The organism is Myxococcales bacterium (assembly GCA_012517325.1).
Lineage (GTDB): Bacteria > Lernaellota > Lernaellaia > Lernaellales > Lernaellaceae > JAAYVF01.
Genome location: JAAYVF010000044.1, coordinates 25,811 through 44,534, shown reverse-complemented (window position 1 = coordinate 44,534; position 18,724 = coordinate 25,811). Strand labels below are relative to the sequence as shown.

The following is an 18,724-nucleotide window of genomic DNA, read 5'->3' as shown; positions in this document are numbered from 1 at the left end:
TCCGGTTTCTTGCTTTTCGATTATAGAGGTTGACCCGGATCGGGCAAGGCATGGTCTTGACAAAGTCCGGCGGATGGTCGAGACCGGAATCATTCCTGCGGCACCAAAAAAGGAGACCGACCGTGAAGGTTTTCAACGACCCGCAAGCCGTACTGCGGCAGACCAGACTCGTCGCCTCGTTCCTCGAATTCGTGAAAATCGACACCCAGTCCGACGACACCAGCAACACGAACCCCTCGACGGCCAAGCAACTCGCGCTGCAGACCGTGCTGCGCGACCGTCTGACAGCCCTGGGCTGCACGGAAATCGTCCTGGATGAGAAGGGCTACCTGTACGCCACGCTGCCGGGCAACGCGCCCGGCGCGCCGGTCGTCGGCCTGATCGCCCACGTGGACACGGCGCCGGATTATTCGGGCACGAACGTCCGGCCGCGGCTGCACGAAAACTACGCCGGCGGGCCGCTCGTCCTCGAAAACGAGGTCGTCATCACCCCGGCCGATTCGCCGGAACTCGACCGCTGCCACGGCGACACGATCATCACCGCCTCCGGCGACACCCTGCTGGGCGCCGACGACAAGGCCGGCATCGCCGAAATTCTCGCCGCGCTGGAAATCCTGGCCGCCGATCCCGCGATCCGCCGGCCGACGATCCGCATCGCCTTCACGCCCGACGAGGAAGTCGGGCGCGGCGCCGAATTCTTCAACGTCAAGGGTTACCGGGCCGACTGCGCCTACACCCTCGACGGCGACGTGGCCGGCGAGGTGAATTTTGAAACCTTCAGCGCCGACAAGGCCGAGGTCACCTTCACCGGCGTCGCGGTCCACCCGGGCATGGCCAAGGGCAAGATGGTCAACGCGATCCGCCTGCTCGGCAAGTTCGTCGACAAGCTGCCCAAAAAGGAAAGCCCCGAGGAAACCGCCGACCGCGAGGGCTTCTTCCACCCGACCAAGATCGAGGGCAACGCCGCCGAGGCGCGCGTCGAGATGATTCTGCGCGACTTCGACAACCGCCGGCTGGCGCGGCGCGGCAAGCGCGTGAAGGCGCTGGCCGAGCGCTTCGTCAAACTCGAACCGCGCTTGAAGGTGAAGGTGGAAATCAAGAAGCAGTACCGCAACATGGCCGACATTCTGAAGAAGCACCCGCAAGTGCGCGACCACCTCATGCAGGCGGTGCGCGACGCCGGGCTGGAACCGAAGATCCTGCCGATCCGCGGCGGCACCGACGGCTCCGGGTTGACCGCCATGGGCCTGCCGACGCCCAACCTCTTCACCGGCGGCATGAACTTCCACGGCCCGCGCGAGTGGATTTCCACCCGCGTCATGGGCCTGGCCGTCTGCACCGTGCTCAACCTCGTGCAGCGCTGGGTGGAATAGCGGCCGGACTCAGTACGCCGCCTCGATCAAAAACGACGGATTTTCTCCCGCGTCGCACGCCAGGCCGTCCCACGCGCCGTAGCGGCGTTCGCCGCCCGGGCCCAGCGACGCGCAGCGGCCCGTCGGCGTCAAATCCACCAACTCGAATTTGGGCGAGGCCCAGAGCGTGCCGCCTTTGCCGCCCGCGGCGGATTTGTTCACCGCCGGCGCGTTCACCGTCGGGCCGGAAACGAGGATTTCGTAGCCGAACGGATCGCCGTCCAGATGTAGGAAAATCGTCGACTGCACCGTCGCCGGGTCCACGGCGACGACGAGGAACCGCGACTCGTCCTCGCGATCGACCAGCACCGTCGTCGCGGCGTCCGGCGCGACGCCCGACACCGTGCCGCCGCCCAGACCCCGCACCGCGACGTTCGCCACGGCCACAGGCGCGTCCGGCAGGCCGAGCGCCGGGTCGTACGGAACGTAAAGCCAGAGATCGGTGCCCTCCGCCGCCGCGACCGCGCTGACGAAAACCGGCGGACCGAGCCGCGCCGGAACGGGATCGACCGCAGCGAGCGTGGCGTCGGGCGCGAAACCGGGGAAATACTCGTCGGCGAACGCGTAAACCTCCGGGTCGTCGCCGGTGGTGCGCTGGTGATTGAGGGCGGCGTTGGACACGCCGTTGGTCATGGCGCGGAAGATGTCGTAGTTGCCGCCGAACACGACGGTCGTCGTGTACACGCGGGTCAGGCGCTGGGCGGCGCGGACGCCGGCGATCAATTCCAAGTCATCGAGGCTGTCCTGCGAGTTGTTGCTGATCTGGCCGTCGCCGGCCATCAGGAAAAAGTAGGGCTGCGTCGCGGCCAGCGAATCGCCGACCTCGAACACCACCTTGCCCTGCAGCTCGCGCACGGTCGGATAACCCAGCACCCGCGCCAGATCGGCCGGCGACAGCGCGCGGATCGCGCCCTGCGTCGCCTCGTCGAGCGCCGTGACGCGCTCGTCGGTCCAGGCCGCTAGGTCCAGCAGCGGCCCCGCGGCGGTCAGCGGCGACGGCTCGACGAAAAATTCCTCGATCAAGGCGCGCAACGCGGCGGTTTCCGCCTCGCCGGTGCCGACGTTCCACTCGAAACCCAGGTTGATCGGCGGATGGCCGGGATGGATGTCCGACCACCAGCGCACGTTGCGAAAAACGCTCGACAGGCGGACGCGATTGGTCGTCTCGCTGTGGCTGATCAGGAAGTCACCGTCCGCCGTGGTTTCGTTTACGTCCAGTTCGATGAATACCTGCTGTTTTTGCAGCGCGTCGAGCACGCCCATGCTGGCGACGACCGTCAGTACGCCCTGCAGGCCTTTCCAGATGAAGGTATTGTGCGAGGCCGCGAGGTGATAGGCGTTGAGCGGCAGATCGGGCTGGACGAAATAGAGCAACGGCGCGGGTGTGTCGTCGTCGTCATTGTCATCATTATCGTCGTCGTTATCGTTGTCGTCGTTATCGTCGTCGTCATCATCGAGGGGCGAGGTGTCATCATTATCATCATCAGCCTGCCCGGGGTCGGTCGAAGGGTCGTCGTCGTCGCAGGCCGCGAGTGAAAGCAGCAAAAAAATGGCGCAGATCAGCAGCCAACCGCGCGGGCTCATCGGCTTTCTCCCATCTTCCAGACGTAAACGAAATAGTCCGTCTGGTTGGGCAGCAGTTGCGGCAGGGATTCCCGCGCGCCCTGCACGGTGACCGTGCCGGAGCAGGTGCGGATCTGCACGGCGAAGTTGCCTTCCTGGGTCACGTCGAGCACGGTCTGCGACGAGCCCGCGAAACCCAGCCGGAACAGCGCCGGCAGCGCGGTCCGGCAGGAGGCGGTCGCGCCGGGCCGGACGACCGTCGGCTCGCCGGCCGTGCAATAAGCGGCGATGGTCTGCGGCGGGTCGGCCAGATTGGCGATGTAAATCCGGGTCAGGGCTTTTTCGGCCCCGACCGGCGATCCGGGCTGAATGAAGAGGGTGCCGATCAACGTCAACAGAACGACGGTCAGGCGCTTTTTCATGCATACCTCCAAGGGCGAAAATACGATTGTAACACAATTGTAACCTTCGCCGACCGCCCCTTTTCAAAGCAAAACAACCAACCTAAACTAATCCGGCCCTGCGAACTCAATTTCAACCTGCTGGAGGAATGCCATGAAAGTCTTGCTGCTGGGCGGCGCCGGCGACATGGCCGTGGAAGCGCTGCGCGAACTCAATCGCGATGCCAAAAACGTCGAACTGGTCACGATCGTCGACCTCAACGTGCCCAAGGCCGAGGACCGGATAAAAACCCTCGAACTGGGTTACAAAACCGCCGTCGAGGGACATGACATCATGGACCGCGAATGGCTGGTCGAAAAAATCAAAGCCCACGATGTGGTGCTGGGCTTCGCCGGTCCGTTCTACATCATGGAAAACTACTGCGCCGAGGCCTGCATCGCCGCGAAACGGTCGTACGTCTCGATCTCCGACGACTACGACGCCTACCTCGCGGTCATCAAGCTGGACGACGAGGCGAAAAAAGCCGGCGTGAAGATTCTCACCGGTTTCGGCAACAGCCCGGGCATCACCCAGATGCTGGCCCGCAAGGGTTACAACAGCATGGAAAAGTGCCGGCGGATCAACGTCAACTGGGCGGCCGGCAGCAACGAGGACGTGGGCGCCACCAATTTGATGCACTTGTTCCACATCTTCAACGGTACGACGCTGCAAACCTTCCGGGGCAAGGAAATCGCCGTGAAAACCGGCGAAGGCCGCAAGATGGTCGAGTTCCCCTACCCGATGGGCTGGCTACCGGTCTACTACACCGGCCACGCCGAAAGCGTCAGCCTGCCGCGCAACCTGCCCGGCCTCGAGGAAGCGACGCTGCACGGCGGCGTGCAACCGCCTTACATTCCGCCGCTGATCAAAACCTTGTCCAAGACCGGCATGTTCAAGACCCACGAGCGGCGCAAGAAGGCCGCCAACTTCTTCCACAAGGTCGAGGGCGTTTTCGCCTCCGGCGGACTGGACAAATCGGTCGGGCGCGTCGACGTGTACGGCGTCCACAAGGACAAGGCGGTTTACCGTTACTACACCTACATCGGCCACATCGCGCAGTTGACCGCCTTCCCCGCCGTCCAGGCGGCCTGGTGGATCGTCAACAAGAAGTTCGACAAACAGCCCGGCGGCGTTTACAGCGCCGACCGCCTGCTCGAAAACCCCGATCCGTTCCTGGCGGAACTGATCGCCCGCGGGCTCGAAATTTACTATTACGAATAAGATCGGTCCGGTTAACCGAAAAAGCCACGCCGCCGGGCGTGGCTTTTTTTATTGGCCGGAGCGTGCCAGGTAGGCCTCGAGGTTGAGGCGATAACGGATTTCCGCGCGAATCCGCTCGAGCGACCCCGAACGAGAGTCGTCGGCAATAGCCGCCCACCGCCGCCGGTACTCTTCCGCGCCCGGCCAGTCGCCGTACCGCAAGGCGGCTTGAATCCGATTGCGATACACGGTTTCGAGAAAATCCCTCTCCGGCGCGGTGTTTCGCAGCAGGCGATCGGTTTCGCTTTGGCAGGCCGCATAAGGCCCGAGCCGGCAGAAGGTCTCCACCAGTGAGCGGTGCATCTCCATTTTACCGCCGGTGACCTCGGCGAACGAATCGGCCAGACGGATCAACTCTCCGGCGTCGGGCGGCGCCCACGACCAGTAGGTGCTGTCGAAGTATTGGAGATCGTATTGGAACCGCACCTGAAGGTAGCCCGGATCGGTTCGTTCCCGTTCGGTCAGCGGATTTTCCAACACTTGAAACGTCAGCGGTTCGCGGCGCAGCAGATCGAGGTAAAAGGTCGCCAACATGCCGCCGGCTTCTTTGAAGCGCGGGCGGATCAACCGCGCCAGGGCCTGGCCCCGGTCGCCCTTGAGCCCCTGCGGGCCTTGCCCGCGATAGAACAGGAAGAGTTTTTCGATGTCGTCCGACTCGATGGGATAACGGCGCGTATAAGCCGCCCACAGCAGGCCCGGACTGTCGAATTGCCGGTCGTCGAGCCGGTTGAGCAAGCTGCTTTTCTGCTGGGTGAACAGCGGCAGCGCGGCCAGATGTTCCAACCGCGGCAGGTACTCGGAGTGAACGGTCTGGCCGTCGAATTCCAGCCGGGCTTGCAGCGGCTGCTTGCACTGCATCGACAAAATCACCGCCGGGTTGTCGGCGTGAATCCGTGCCAGGTCGGCGCGCACCTCCGGCCGGTTGAATTTTTCGCGGAACCGCTCCGGCGAAAACGGCAGGGGGGCGTCGGAGGCCAGGAACAGGTAATCGCCGGGCAGGCTTTCAAAAATGGAAACCCGGCGAAACGAGCGCAGCAGGGTATCGACGACCATTTCGACGGCGGCATCGTTGGCGTTATAGGTATGCATCCATTGCACCAAGAGACCGTCCGGCCGCAGCGATTGTTTGACCAATTGGTAGAATTCCAGGGAAAAGAGGCTGGCGTTGCCGCTTTGCCAGGGATTGCTCGGCTCGGAGATGACCGCATCGTATTGCCGGCCGAGGAACCGCAGCGCCGTGGCGGCATCCTCGGCATAGAGCGAAACCCGCGGATTCTTCAGCGCCTCGTGGTTGTAAGGCGCGAACCACTTTTCCGCCGCGATGACCTCCCGGCTGATCTCGGCCACGTCCACCCGGACCCCGTGCGTCAGCGCCGCGCCGACCGTCACCCCCGAACCGAGACCGACGACGAACACGTCGCGCGGCTCGTCCAGGAACAGCAGCGGCAGATGGCCGAGCAGCGTCTGGGTATACATATCCGAGCCGGTGCCGGCGTCGGGCTTGCCGTTGATCACCAGGCTGCGCATCGGCGCGTCGATCACCGGCGACTCGTCGTTCTCCACCACGGTCACGTAGGCGTGCGGGCCCTCGCCGAGGTAGAGCAGCTTGCCGTGCAAGGCTTCGGCGCGCAGTTGCCCGAAGGTGGTCGTCGGCGGCAAATTGCGGCGGTACAGTCCCAGCCCCACGACCCGCGGATCGATCGGCCGGTAGACGGCCAGATGCAGCGCGATCAGCAAAACGGCGGCCAGCGCGAAACCTCGGGCGCGGCGGCGCAATCCGGCCGTCAACAAAACGGCGGCGATCGCGTAGCTTAAAAACAGCACCCGGAAAATATTGAACAGCCCCAGGGTCTGAAAGAGCAGCAGGCCGGTCGTCGCCGCGCCGGCCAGGGTGCCCAGCGTATTGATCGCATAGACCGCGCCGACCCGGCCGCCCAGCACCCGGCGTTGGGCCGCCAGGCGGATCGTGGCCGGAAAAACGACGCCGGCCGCGATCGTCGGAAGGAACATGCAGAGGAAGCAGGCGGCGTAGATCGCCCCCTGATAATAGGGAAAGTTGCCTTCAATCGGTCGGAACAACAGGCGCAGGCGCCAAAGGAAAAACGGCACGCGATCGTAAAATTGCAGACTGAGCGCCAGAAACGCGGCGGTCGCCAGCAGCGCCCCGGCCAACAGCGGCACCAGCGGAATCCGGCCGGCGCGCGCCGAACGGAGCCAGGCCGAACCGGCGGCGATGCCGGTGATGAACGCCGCCAGCATCAGCGTGAAGGCATAGGTCGAACTGCCCAGCACCAGGTAAAAATAGCGGATCCAGGCGATTTCCAGCGCCATGGTGGCAAAACCGGAAAAACCGGCGAGCGCCAGCGCCGCGGTCCGCTCGGCGCGGGAATAGACCGCCTCGTCCGGCGCCCCGGTTTCGACCGCCGGCGGTTCCACCGCGTTTACCTCGCGGGGCACCGACCGGCCGACCAACGCCATGGCCAGGCCCAGCAACGTGTTGAGCGCGCCCACCAGCATCATGGATGCCGGCAGTCCGAGGTGAAACACCAGGTAGAATCCCGCCAGCAGCGTACCCAGAACCGCGCCGGCGGAGTTGATGGCGTACAAGGCGCCCACGTTGCCGCGCAGTTCGGATTCTCGCGCGGTGATCGCCCGCGTCAGGATGGGCAACGTGCCGCCCATCCAGATCGCGGCAGGCAAAATGCAGAGGATCGCCAGGCCGAATTGCCACAGGGTCGAGAGCATTTCCCGCCCGTACGTCAGGCGGCCGAGCGGCACGAACCAGTCGAAATACAACCGGAAGATCGCGTCGAAAAAGAAGGCGTACAGGCCGATCGCCGCTTCCAGCCAGCCGTAAACGCGGATGGGCTTCCGCAGGCGGTCGGCCAGCCGGCCGAAGGCGAACCCGCCGATCGCCAGGCCGCCCATGAAGGTCGCCAGAACGATGGTGTGCGCGTGGGCCGTGTTGCCCAGCAGGATCGCCAGGTAACGCGACCAGACGACCTCGTAGACCAGACCGCAGGCGCCGGTCAGGAAAAAACAGAAATATAACAGGGCCCGCAGGCGGGCGCCCAATGGTTGGATTGGCGTTGGCAGAACATCCTCCCAATCCGTTGATAGGCCATCGGGAAAATGTTTGTCAAGGCAAAATGGCTTTACGGCGTCCGCAACATCCGCACTTCCTCGGCGCGGCGGCGCGCCCAGGCGTGTTGTGGTTGCGCCTGACAGGCGGCGCTGAATTGACGGTAGGCCTCGTTCCACTCGCGGCGCGACTGGAAGCCACGGCCCGCTTGATAGAGGCGGTCGGCGAGCCGCCACCCCATTTTGTTCAGTTCCTTGTCGCGGGCATCGATCCGCCAGCCGCGCGCCAGCAGGCCGGCGGCCTCGACATCAGCGCCGTTTTGTTCGGCGGCCGCGGCGGCTTGCCGGTAGGTTTCCAGCCGTTGCCGATCGATTTTCGCCACTTCTCGATGTACGGCCTTGGCGCCGAGAATCTGCTCCGCGCGGCGCAAATATTGCGGCGCCTCGTCCGCGCCCGCCGCGTCGCGCTCCGCCGCCGCGCGGGCCTTGGCCAGCAAATCATCGGCGGCCTGCCGGCCCGCTGCTTCGCCGATCGTGACGCTTTGCGGAATCTGGAAAATCTGCCGGTCGCCTTCATCCGAGGTGACGGCGAGATAAACGAAATACTCGCCGTCCACCGTCGGCGCCGTCAGCGGGACAACCTCGCGCAGGTAGCGGTCGGTCGGCCATTTCGTCGGCGGCAGCCAACCCATCAACGGCGAGTAATCGACGAAATTCAGCGCCTGACCCGGGCGGGTGATGGCGATGGAAAACCGGCCCGGCGCCGCATCCGCCGTTTCCCGTTTCCACGTCAGGAAAATCGGCGCCCGGCGGCCGGGCGGCAGAGCGGCGGGGATTTCCGCGCCGTACAAGCCCACGCCCGCGCGGAAGACGAACGGTGGGAAATCGGCGGCCGGCGGCGTTTCCCGTTCGAACCAGACGCGGCGCACGAAATTGCCGTTGGGAATCGAACTGAATTTGCGATCCTCGGGCAGGCGCAGGTAATCCCTCTCGAATTTCGGATTGCTCGGCACCGTCGTCGCCTGGCCCCACCCGCGCCGCATGTGAATCAGGTCCGGCTGGCGCTCGGTGAAGAAATATTCGTCCATCATGCGGCGCCAATCCTTGGTGTAGCGATGCCGGGCCATCGGCACGTCCAGCAGGTAGCCGATATCCAGGATCCGGCCCGTCCAGTTGTACGATGAACCGCCCATGTCCATGTCGCAGTAAAGCAGGTCGGCGGGGCGCAGGGCCGCTTTTTCGGCGACCTTGTCCCACCATTTGACGCGCTTGGCGATCCCTTTGGCCGAGACCTCGCGATCTTCCATGAAACCGGCCAGCGCCTTTTTCGAACCGGGATAAGTCATCCCGAGCGGCAATAACGCATACGCCGCGGCGACCGCGATCGCCAGCGCCGCCGCCACCTTTTCGCCGCCGAAGCGGCGCGCCGCCGCGGCGCACCAGTTGCCGACCTGCCAGCCGGCCAGGCCGAGCAGGATCGCCACCGGAACCGGGAAGTAGGAGAGGAAGCGCCACGATTTCATCCAGTCGCCGTTGGCGACCAGCGGGAAAAAGGCCACGTAGGTGGCGGTCAACGCCAGGTACAAACTCTCGCGCCAGAATCGCCGCGAAAGAAACGCCGGCAACAACAGGGCCAGCACCGGCCAGAAGTTGTATTCTTTCAAATAGCCCAGCAGGTAGACCCAGCCGGGGCTATCCAAATCGAACAGGCGCTCCATCAAGGCCGGTCGGACCTTGGCGTAATAGGTGTTGGGCAGCGGCCAGGCGAAATAAATGTAATGCCAAAGCTGGTAAAGCCCGAACAACCCGCCGAAGGCGAGCGCCCAATAAAGCAAGCGGCGCGTCGGGCGGCGCCAGGTGAACAGGTCGCTCAAAAGCAGGTAGCAACCGGCCAACGCGGCGTGGCCGACGCCCTCGGGTCGCGTCACCGCCAGGGAAAACAACGCCAGCGCCGACCAGGGAATCGCCCGCTCGCGCCGCGCTTCCCGCACCGCCAGCAAGAGGGCGGCCGCGAGCAGAAAGCCGTAGACGCCGTTTTCCAAGCCCGACTGGTTCCAGATCGCGAAGCCGGCGTTCGACGCGATGAGCGGCATCGCCAGCGCCACCGTCCAGGGCCGCCGGTCGTCGCCCAGCGGCAGATAGGCGAAGAGCGCCAGGATCAGCAGGGTGCCGATGGCGAACGCCATGCCCAGGTACTGCGAGGCCGCGAACGGCTCGACGCCCACGCGGTAGGCCAGGACCAACAGCCCGACCCACGAGGGATTCGAAAAGCCCTCCACCCGTTCGCCGCCCGGATAGGCGACCGAGCCGTAGCCCTCGGCGATATGGCGCACGAAAGTGAAACTGATGGCGGCGTCGTCGACCCAGTACTTCTGAAAAAACGCCTTGGCGGCGTCGGCATACAAAATAGACGAAGCGACCATGCCGGCGACAATCAGCAAGGCAATGGCCACCACGGATCGGGTAGGAAGCGCTTTCGTTGGCGCGGCCACGGTACTTCTCCAGTGTTATTTCCGGCGATGCTAATGTCCGCTAGCGGCCCGGTCAAGCGAGACGGTCGGAAACGGCCGTCGTTCGACGGCGGAGGAAGCGGGGAAAAAACCGGCGGACCGGCGGCCGGTCAGTTGCCGAAAGAAACTCCGGTATCGATCGCCGTCCGCACCCAATCGCTCTCGGGATCCACCAGGCGGATTTGCGCGATCGCCTCTTGAATCGGCACGGCTTCGATGCGGCTGTTGCGCAGCACGACCATCTTGCCGAAATCGCCGCGCACCGCCGCGTGGACGGCGCCGGCGCCCAAGCGGGTGCACAGGTTGCGGTCGAAGGCGGTCGGCGTGCCGCCGCGCTGGATGTGGCCGAGTACCGTGGCGCGGCATTCGCCGACGTCGTACTTTTCGAGCCAGCCGGCCAGCCGTTCGCCGATGCCGCCCAGGCGCACCGGTTCGGCGCTGTCGGCCACCATTTTTTTCACCACGACGTCGCCGCCCTTGGGCTTGGCGCCCTCGGCCACGCAGATGATGGTGAAATTGCGGCCGGCTTTGCGCCGGTGCAGGATCGTGTCGTAGATCTTCTCGACCTCGAATGGAATCTCGGGGATGAGAATCACGTCGGCGCCGCCGGCCAGTCCGGCTTCGAGCGCGATCCAGCCGGCGTTGCGGCCCATCGTTTCGATGATCATCACGCGATGATGGCTCTCGGCCGTGGTTTGCAGCCGGTCGATCGCGTCGACCACCACGTTGACGGCGGTATCGAAGCCGAAGGTGATGTCCGTCGCGCCCAGGTCGTTGTCGATCGTCTTCGGAATTCCGATGACCGGCACGCCGCGCTGGAAAATCTTGTAGGCGATGGCGTTGGTGCCGTCGCCGCCGATCACGAACAGGCAATCGAGTTCCAGGTCGTGGATGTTGCTGAGCACCTCGTCGCTGCGATCGGTGGACATCACCTTGCCGTGGTCGACGGATTTGTAGGCGAAGGGATCGCCCTTGTTGCTGCTGCCCAGGATGGTGCCGCCGCGAAAGAGCAGACCCTTGACCATGTTGGTGGTCAGGCTGACGGTCCGCGGCTCGCCCAGCAGGCCCTCGAAGCCGTCGCGGATGCCGATGACGTTGATGCCGTAGCGCGACACGGCGCAGCGGGTGATGGCGCGGATGACCGCGTTGAGGCCGGCGCAATCGCCGCCGCCGGTCAGGACACCGATTCGTTTCAACGACATGAAATTCTCCTCCGGAAAGGCGCTCCGTTCGAGATCGGGTTTTTTATGATTAGTACTCAGTTGCGCGCCATTATCAAGGGGAGGCTCTTGCACCGGCCGGCGGGCAAGGCTACCGTCCTGGCATGTTGTCGCAACCACCGAACGACGGAATTCTGGCGGCCCGGATTCGCAACGAAAACGCGACCGGACGGCCGATCGTTTTCATTCACGGCGCCGGCGGACGCAAGGAAATCTGGGCCCTGGTGGCGCGCCGCCTGGCGGCCCGCCTGCCCGCCCGGCCGCTGGTGACGGTGGACTTGCCCGGCCACGGCGACTCGCCGCCGCCCGCCGCCGAACGGATCGACGACTACGCCCAAGCGGTGTCGATCTTTCTGGAGCGGCGCGGCTGGCCGGCGATCGACCTGGTCGGCCACAGCATGGGCGGCGCCGTCGCGCAACGGCTGGCGATCGCCGAACCCGCGCGCGTGACGCGCCTGGCGCTGCTCGCCACCGGCGCCCGCATGCCCGTCGCGCCGGTCCTGTTCGACCTGCTGCCCGACAATCTGCCGGCGGTCGTCGAAGCCTACAAAAGCTTCGGCTTCGGCCCCGACACGCCGCCGCTGCTGCTCAACCAGACCATGGAGCCTTTCGCGCAAATGGACGGCGCCGTCGTGCGCGGCGATTTCGTCGCCTGCCGCGAATGGCGGGCCGACGACCGGCTGGGCGGCATCACCGCCGCGACCCTGATCCTGGTCGGCGAACTGGATCAACTGACGCCGCTCAAACGGGCCCGCGAGCTGGCCGCGGGCATTCCCGGCGCCCGCCTCGAAATCCTGCCCCACGCCGGACACATGCTGCCGGTCGAAAAAGCCGAGGACGTGGCCAGCTTGCTGGCGGCGCATCTGGTAGCCGAACCGTGAGCCTGACGGGCGAACTGACCCGCATTGTCGGCCCGGCCGGCGTGCTGACCGAGGCCGGCGATCTGATCGCCTACGCTTCCGATCACAAGGCGGTCGGCGTGCCGCCGCTCGTCGTCGTCCTGCCCGCCGAAACCCGTCAGGTGGCCGAGATCGTGCGCGTCTGCGCGGCGCGGCGGATCGCCCTCATTCCGCGCGGCGCCGGCACGGGCACGGTCGGCGGCGTGGTGCCGGAAGCGCCGGCGGTGGTGCTCGATCTCTCCCGCCTGAATCGGCTGCTCGGGGTGGATCGCGCCAACCTGTTAGCCGACGCCGAGGCCGGAATGATCACCGGCGATTTTCAGCGCGCGATGGAAGACCAGGGATTGTTTTTCCCGCCCGACCCCGCCAGCCGCGACATCAGCACCCTGGGCGGCAACGCCGCCACCAACGCCGGCGGCATGCGCGCGGTGAAATACGGCGTCACCGCCGACTGGATCGCCGCGCTGGAGGTCGTCCTCGCCGACGGCCGGACGATCCGGGCCGGCGTGCGGACGCGCAAGGGCGTGGTCGGTTACGATCTGAAGCACTTGTTCATCGGCAGCGAGGGCACGCTGGGCGTCATCACCGCCCTGACCCTGCGGCTCATCCCCAAGCCGGCGGCCCGGCATACCGTGCTGGGAATTTTTCCGGAACTCGCCACGGCCGGACGGGCGATCCACGCGATCCTGCACGGCGGCGCGACGCCAGCGGCGATGGAACTGATGGATGCGGTGGCGCTCGACGCGGTGCGCGGCCGGATCGGCGACCTGATCCCGCCCGGTCACGCCACCCTGCTGATCGACACCGACGGCGACGCCGACCGCGCGGCCCGGGACGCCGAGACGATCGGCCGCCTGCTGCGCGAGAGCGGCGCGACCGAGGTCCGCCGAGCCGCCGATAAAAAGGAAGCCGACCAGTTGTGGAGCGCGCGCCGCGCCATCAGCCCGGCGCTGTACGAAATCCGCCCGAATAAAATCGCCGACGACATCACCGTGCCGGTCAGCCGGCTGATCGAACTGTTCGCGGGAGTCACGCGGATCGCCCGCAAGCACCGACTCCTGCACGCCTGCTACGGCCACGCCGGCGACGGCAACGTGCACGTCAACCTGCTGTACGATCCGCAAAACGGCGACGAGGCCGAGCGCGCCCGCCTGGCGCGGGAGGAAATCTTCCGCCTGACGCTGGCCTTGGGCGGCACGCTCAGCGGCGAACACGGCGTCGGCTCGACCAAGCGGGCCTTTCTGCCGTGGGAACAGAGCGCCGCGCTGATCGACCTGCAGCGCCGCCTGAAGCGGACCTTCGACCCGCTCGACATCCTGAATCCCGGCAAGGTCTTTCCATGAGCGCCGACCGCCCCGAACTTGACCGCTGCTCGCGCTGCGGCGAATGCCGCGCCGTCTGCCCGGTCTTTCGCGAAACCCGGCGGGAAACCGACGTGGCGCGCGGGCGGCTGCTGCGCTACCGGCTGGCGCGCGACGCCGGTCGCTTTTCCGCCGCCGACCGCGAGGCCTTTTCGCGCTGCCTGCTGTGCGGTCGCTGCCTCGAAGCCTGCAAGGCTCAGGTGGACGTGCCCGCGCTGATGCAAATCGCGAAAACCGATAGCGGCTTCGCCGCCGGCTGGCCGTCCCTGCTGACGGAAAAAACGCTGGCCGACGACGGTCGCCTGGACGCCGCGGTGCGCCGCTACCGGAGCCTCAGCCGCTGGCTCGGTCGCGCCACCCCCGACGACAGCGGCCTGCGTCTGCGGTTCGCCCTGCCCTACCTCGACGCCGGGCGGCTGTATCCGAAACCGCCGGCGCGCGGCTACCTCGAACAACACACCGGCCGGCGGGCGAGCGGCGTGCAAAAACTCGCCTTCTTCGCGGGGTGCGGCGCCGGCCGGTTGCTGACCGGCGTCGGCGAGGCCGTCGATCGCGTGCTGGCCGAATTGAATCTGACGGCCGCCATTCCCGAGCAGGCGTGTTGCGGCCTGGCGGCCTGGGGCATCGGGGCGACGGACGCCGCCCGCCGCACGGCGATCGCCTGGGTGCGGAGTTTCGCCGGCGAAGAGTACGACGCCATCCTCAGCCCGTGCGCCTCCTGTACGGCCCATCTGCAGACCCGGTTGCCGCAAATTCTCGCCGGCACCGAGTTCGCCGCCGACGCCGCGCGGCTGGCCGCGAAGGTCGAGGATTTTTTCGCCTGGCTGTCGCGGCAGGATTTGTGTTTCGATCTGGCCGGGTTGAAGGTCGGGGCGCACGTGCCGTGCCACGCCCGGCGCGAGGTGCGCGACGGCGCGGCGTTCGTGTCCTTCCTGAAAAAGTCCGGCGCCGAGCTGGTGAAAATCGACGAACGCCTGGACGCGCAATGCTGCGGAATGGGCGGCTCTTTCGGCGTTCTGCATCCCGAGCTCTCGCGGCGAATCGGCCTGCCGAAGGTCGCCGCCCTGCGCGCCGCCGGCGCCGCGGTCCTCGTCACCAACTGCACCGGCTGCCTCTGGCAGTTGCGCGACCTCGCCGCACGCTTCGATCCCGCCTTGCCGGTCAGGCACCCGGTGGAGCTGCTCGACCGTTGACACGGTGCGGCACGACAGCCCATACTCGAAAAAAACATCCAGGGGTGGCACATGCAGCGGGGACTTTACTTTGAGGAATTAGAACCCGGAATGAAGTTCGTCAGCAAAGGCCGGACGATCACCGAAACGGACGTGGTGAACTTCGCGGGGCTTTCCGGCGACTACAATCCGCTGCACACCAACGAGCAGTACGCCAAGACGACCATTTTCGGCCGGCGGATCGCGCACGGCGTGCTGGGCATCGCCCTGATGGTCGGCTTCAATCAAAGCCTGGGCATCACCGAGGAAACGATGCACGCCTTCCTGGGCCTGGAGTGGGATTTTCTGCGGCCCGTGTTCATCGGCGACACCCTGCACCTGGAGATCGAGGTCGAATCGAAGCGCGAGTCGAAGAAGGACGATCGCGGCATCGTCAATTTCCGCTGCCGGTTGGTCAATCAGCACGGGGAGGTGGCGCAGGAAGGCATTCGCAAGATGTTGATGAAACGGCGCCCGAAGGAAGACAGCCGGCCCTAGGCCGATTGGACAACCTCGCGGACGCGGATTTTTTCCAGCGCTTCCTTGGCGTTTTTCCGGTGCGCGCCGGTTTCGGCCAGCTTCGTGTCGATCGACACTTCGAACAGCCAATCCATGATATCCTGATCGTTCATATAGGCCAGTTCGCCGATGAGGAAGATGGCCCAGCGCGAGACCTCGTATTTCTCGTCGCGGGTCGTCGCCTTGCGTTGCGAGCTTTCGATGTTGTTGCGCCAATCCACCACATACTGTTTCAGCAGCGGCAGCGCTTTCTTGCCGATATCCTTGAACCGTTCCACCATTTGTTCGCTGACCCCGGCGGTGGCGAAATTCTTTTCCCAGTCGGCGATCAGCATCTTGGCCATCGCCTCCGGACGCATCCGCACCATCGCGTCCATCAGCATGGTATGAAGCGCCCTGTCCTGCGGTCGCGGCTGCTGGCTTTGCAAAACGTATAAGGTTTTATCGGCGATCTCGCCGCGGTCCCAATAGTTGAACAGTTCAACGAAACGGTAGGCTCGCTGCACGTTGAAATTTTCCAGCGTGATCTCGCCGGAAAGGTCTTTTTCGATCATTTCGTGGATTTTTTCACTACCCGACAGGCTGTTGCGCACACGGTCGGGATCTTTGGCGCGAACGTCGTCGAAATAGCGCATGGCGATTTCCGTCATCACCGGGTCGTTGCCGGATTCCAAAAACCGAACCATGTCCGGCATCCATTTCAAGTCGTTGTTTTTCAAAAGAATTTGCCAAGCCTTCACGCTGCTGCGGGAGTCGGGACTTTTGGCGAATTTTTCGATTTCCTGCATGGCTTTGGGCGAAATCAAGGCGAACGAGAACGACTGCGCGAGTTTCAGAAACGCCTCGCGCGCTTCCTGGACGGTTTCGGCGGATTTGTCGTACAGAAACGGGATCAAATCGTCCAACTTTTTGTTTTCAGCGAGTTTTTTTACTTTCGAGCCGCCAAACAGCCCCATGATATCCCCCTGATTCTTTTCTGATCGATCGTATTTTCCATCCGTCTGATTGGTTCATCGGACTGTCGGTCATACACCTCAAGTATTCATGAAGCGAAAAAAGGCGGGGCGTAAAAGAAGTCAACCGTCGCCGGCCGGCCTAATGGCCTTCCAGCTCGATCGACAGCATCCGGTCGCCGATCACGATGTCCTCGATGACCGCCAGCGATTTTTCATCCGCCTGGCCGAAAGCCGTATAACGGCCGTCGAGGTGCGGCGTCGGCAAGGCGGTGAAAAAGAACTGGCTGCCCCCCGTGTCGTGGCCGGCGCTGGCCAGGCCCAGGGTTCCGGCCGCGAACGGAACCGCGCCTTCCTCATCGCGCACCGAGTAGCCGGGGCCGCCAAAACCGAGGCCTTGCGGGTCGCCGGTCTGGATCACGAAACCCGGCACCACGCGATGGAACACGAGGTCGTTGTAAAAACCAGTGGTCGCCAGGCGCAGGAAGTGGTCGACCGTCAGCGGGGCGCGGTCGCGCCGTAGCGTGAAGCGAATGTCGCCCTTGTTGGTGCGCAGGACCATCTGGAGTGGCGGTTCGTTTTGCAGGCAGCGTTTCGCCAGGGCGCGGTAATCCTCGAGCGAGCGGCCCGTCGCGACGCCGTACAGCTCCTTTTTGTTGATCTCGCGCGTCAGCTTGTGCAGCAGTTCGACGCCCTTGCGCCGCACCTCGAGACGCTTGTCGGCCAGCGATTCGCGCGCCATCTGGCTGACCGCCACGCTCGCGCCGACCGCCAACTTGTCGTCGTCGGTCAGCAAATCGAGCGATTTCAGGATTTCCAGGGTCGCATCGGGCAACGAGTCGTGTTTGGCCCGCTTCCAGGCGGCGACCAGCGTCTTGAAGGATTTTTCATCCTTGCCGGCGATGAGCGAAGCCGCGGCCGCGCCGCGAATCACCGGATCGGGGTCTTTTAACCACTCCGGGTGGGCGCGATACGCCTCGGGGCGCGCTTTGCCGTCGGCGTCGTACACCAGCGCCATGACCAGCCGTTGCCGCACCGGCAGGCTGCGCACGAACCGCTCGGGCAGGCTCAGACCGGAGGCCAGCCAGTTCAGCTTGTCCATCAGCCCCGCCGCCTCGAGCACTTCGATGTAGTGAATCGCGTCCTCGTCCGCGCCGGCGTACTGATCGGCGGACAGGCCGTTGATCTGCTCTTTCGCGCCGGCCCGCGCCGCCGCGATCCGCGCGAGGCGGTGATACGGCACCTTCTGCCGCGAAACGTCCCACAGGAATTCGGCGACGCCCTTCGCCTTCAGCCCGGCCATGGTTTCGAGCACCGCCTGATGGACGCCGGTCGACCGGCCGGTCCCGGCCGCCCGCAACGCCTGCTGCAGCAGGCTAAAAACTTCCTCGGGGGGCAACAGCAGATTCACCGCCTCGACGGCGGCGATTTTTTCCTGCGTCGTGCCTTCGGCCAACAGCCGGCGGGCCGTCGCGGCCACCGCCTCGTCCTTGACCTGCCGGCGGGCGAGGCCGAGCAGCACCTGGGCGCGCAGCAACGGTTCGTTTCGCGTCAGCACCTGTTTGAGCGGTTCGGTCAGATTCAACTCGCGGGTCGCCGGCCGGGCGGCGAAGTAAGCCGCGAAATACGCGACATCCGCGTTCGGATGGGTCAGCCCGAACGCCAGCACTCGCTGCCGTTGTTCGTTGCGTTCCTGCACGAGCAGCGGCGGTTCGAGCGGCAGTTCGATGGCGGGCGCGCCGGCGACGCGCATCAGCGCCTGCAAGAGTGGCGCGGGGTCGCCGGTCAGCTTGCCGGCGGCCACTTCCGACTGCACGGCCGCCGCCTCGCGATAGCCGTGACCCGGAAACGCCAGGGCGATCGCCTCGAACGCCGCGGCCCGCGCCGCCGGATCGGGGCTCTTGGTCGCGACGTCCAGCAGTTTGCGGGGGATGTGCGGCAGAATTTCGATTTTGTAAAGCAGCGCGGGGGTATTGGCCCACAACTCGCCCAACGCCCGGCAAAGAACAGCCTGATTCACCTTGCCGTCATCCAGCGCCCGGAGCAGCGCCGGCGAGCCTTCGGGATCGCCGATGTGGCCGATGGCCTGCGCGGCCCATTCGCGGACGCGCATCTCCTGTTTGGCGTCGGCCAAAATATCGCCCAGGAAAGCCTGGTATTTCAGGGAATCCTCGGCTTGCAGAATCCGGGCCAGATCATCCGCCGGCTCGGCCGCCGCGACGGACGAAAACCACGGAACGAAAACCAGCAACAAGGAAAGAACCAGCCAGCTCGTTTTTGGCGACCCCACGATT

13 protein-coding genes are annotated in these 18,724 nt (G+C 65.1%); 6 read left to right on the top strand and 7 right to left on the bottom strand.

Going from position 1 to position 18,724, the window contains the following annotated elements:
- The first annotated feature begins 122 nt into the window (after positions 1 to 122).
- Positions 123 to 1,373, top strand: a complete 1,251-nt coding sequence (gene pepT / locus GX444_08160) for a peptidase T (protein ID NLH48564.1) — start codon at positions 123 to 125, stop codon at positions 1,371 to 1,373.
- 9 nt (positions 1,374 to 1,382) lie between these two features.
- Here the strand turns inward: pepT and GX444_08155 are convergent, their stop codons facing one another.
- Both GX444_08155 and GX444_08150 read right to left on the bottom strand, forming a co-directional pair.
- The gene (locus GX444_08155; protein ID NLH48563.1) at positions 1,383 to 2,996 is read right to left on the bottom strand and encodes a hypothetical protein; all 1,614 of its coding nucleotides are present in this window, start codon (positions 2,994 to 2,996) and stop codon (positions 1,383 to 1,385) included.
- Positions 2,993 to 3,397 (bottom strand): hypothetical protein, encoded by a 405-nt coding sequence (locus GX444_08150; GenBank protein NLH48562.1) that lies wholly within the window; start codon positions 3,395 to 3,397, stop codon positions 2,993 to 2,995. Before GX444_08150 ends, GX444_08155 begins: the two co-directional genes overlap by 4 nt.
- Before the next feature lie 133 nt (positions 3,398 to 3,530).
- Between GX444_08150 and GX444_08145 the strand changes: the two genes are divergently transcribed.
- Entirely contained in the window at positions 3,531 to 4,637 is a 1,107-nt protein-coding gene (locus tag GX444_08145) for a hypothetical protein (GenBank protein NLH48561.1), read from the top strand.
- 48 nt (positions 4,638 to 4,685) lie between these two features.
- Here the strand turns inward: GX444_08145 and GX444_08140 are convergent, their stop codons facing one another.
- The 3 genes from GX444_08140 to GX444_08130 all read right to left on the bottom strand — a co-directional run bounded on the left by GX444_08140 (position 4,686) and on the right by GX444_08130 (position 11,469).
- Positions 4,686 to 7,751, bottom strand: a complete 3,066-nt coding sequence (locus GX444_08140; GenBank protein ID NLH48560.1) for a fused MFS/spermidine synthase — start codon at positions 7,749 to 7,751, stop codon at positions 4,686 to 4,688.
- An 80-nt stretch (positions 7,752 to 7,831) separates the two neighbouring features.
- Positions 7,832 to 10,249 (bottom strand): hypothetical protein, encoded by a 2,418-nt coding sequence (locus GX444_08135; protein NLH48559.1) that lies wholly within the window; start codon positions 10,247 to 10,249, stop codon positions 7,832 to 7,834.
- A gap of 128 nt (positions 10,250 to 10,377) precedes the next feature.
- Positions 10,378 to 11,469, bottom strand: coding sequence for an ATP-dependent 6-phosphofructokinase (locus GX444_08130; protein ID NLH48558.1), 1,092 nt, complete (start codon positions 11,467 to 11,469; stop codon positions 10,378 to 10,380).
- Positions 11,470 to 11,591: 122 nt separating this feature from the next.
- Between GX444_08130 and GX444_08125 the strand changes: the two genes are divergently transcribed.
- Genes GX444_08125 through GX444_08110 form a run of 4 tightly spaced genes read left to right on the top strand, consistent with a single transcriptional unit; the run spans position 11,592 to position 15,456 of the window.
- Complete coding sequence (locus tag GX444_08125) at positions 11,592 to 12,368, top strand: alpha/beta fold hydrolase (GenBank protein NLH48557.1); 777 nt, start codon at positions 11,592 to 11,594, stop codon at positions 12,366 to 12,368.
- The gene (locus tag GX444_08120; protein ID NLH48556.1) at positions 12,365 to 13,729 is read left to right on the top strand and encodes an FAD-binding protein; all 1,365 of its coding nucleotides are present in this window, start codon (positions 12,365 to 12,367) and stop codon (positions 13,727 to 13,729) included. Before GX444_08125 ends, GX444_08120 begins: the two co-directional genes overlap by 4 nt.
- Complete coding sequence (locus tag GX444_08115; GenBank protein ID NLH48555.1) at positions 13,726 to 14,940, top strand: (Fe-S)-binding protein; 1,215 nt, start codon at positions 13,726 to 13,728, stop codon at positions 14,938 to 14,940. Before GX444_08120 ends, GX444_08115 begins: the two co-directional genes overlap by 4 nt.
- Positions 14,941 to 14,991: 51 nt before the next feature.
- Positions 14,992 to 15,456, top strand: a complete 465-nt coding sequence (locus tag GX444_08110; GenBank protein ID NLH48554.1) for a dehydratase — start codon at positions 14,992 to 14,994, stop codon at positions 15,454 to 15,456.
- Here GX444_08110 and GX444_08105 read toward each other — a convergent pair.
- Both GX444_08105 and GX444_08100 read right to left on the bottom strand, forming a co-directional pair.
- Positions 15,453 to 16,433, bottom strand: coding sequence for a hypothetical protein (locus tag GX444_08105; GenBank protein ID NLH48553.1), 981 nt, complete (start codon positions 16,431 to 16,433; stop codon positions 15,453 to 15,455). The genes GX444_08110 and GX444_08105 overlap by 4 nt on opposite strands.
- A gap of 139 nt (positions 16,434 to 16,572) precedes the next feature.
- A complete protein-coding gene (locus GX444_08100) occupies positions 16,573 to 18,720 on the bottom strand; it encodes a hypothetical protein (GenBank protein ID NLH48552.1) in 2,148 nt (715 codons plus the stop codon).
- Positions 18,721 to 18,724 lie beyond the last annotated feature (4 nt).

Coding starts and splice junctions, on each gene's coding strand:
- GX444_08125 (NLH48557.1), top strand. CDS start 11,592: ATGTTGTCGCAACCACCGAACGACGGAATTCTGGCGGCCCGGATTCGC.
- GX444_08155 (NLH48563.1), bottom strand. CDS start 2,996: ATGAGCCCGCGCGGTTGGCTGCTGATCTGCGCCATTTTTTTGCTGCTT.
- GX444_08145 (NLH48561.1), top strand. CDS start 3,531: ATGAAAGTCTTGCTGCTGGGCGGCGCCGGCGACATGGCCGTGGAAGCG.
- GX444_08150 (NLH48562.1), bottom strand. CDS start 3,397: ATGAAAAAGCGCCTGACCGTCGTTCTGTTGACGTTGATCGGCACCCTC.
- GX444_08110 (NLH48554.1), top strand. CDS start 14,992: ATGCAGCGGGGACTTTACTTTGAGGAATTAGAACCCGGAATGAAGTTC.
- GX444_08115 (NLH48555.1), top strand. CDS start 13,726: ATGAGCGCCGACCGCCCCGAACTTGACCGCTGCTCGCGCTGCGGCGAA.
- GX444_08130 (NLH48558.1), bottom strand. CDS start 11,469: ATGTCGTTGAAACGAATCGGTGTCCTGACCGGCGGCGGCGATTGCGCC.
- GX444_08105 (NLH48553.1), bottom strand. CDS start 16,433: ATGGGGCTGTTTGGCGGCTCGAAAGTAAAAAAACTCGCTGAAAACAAA.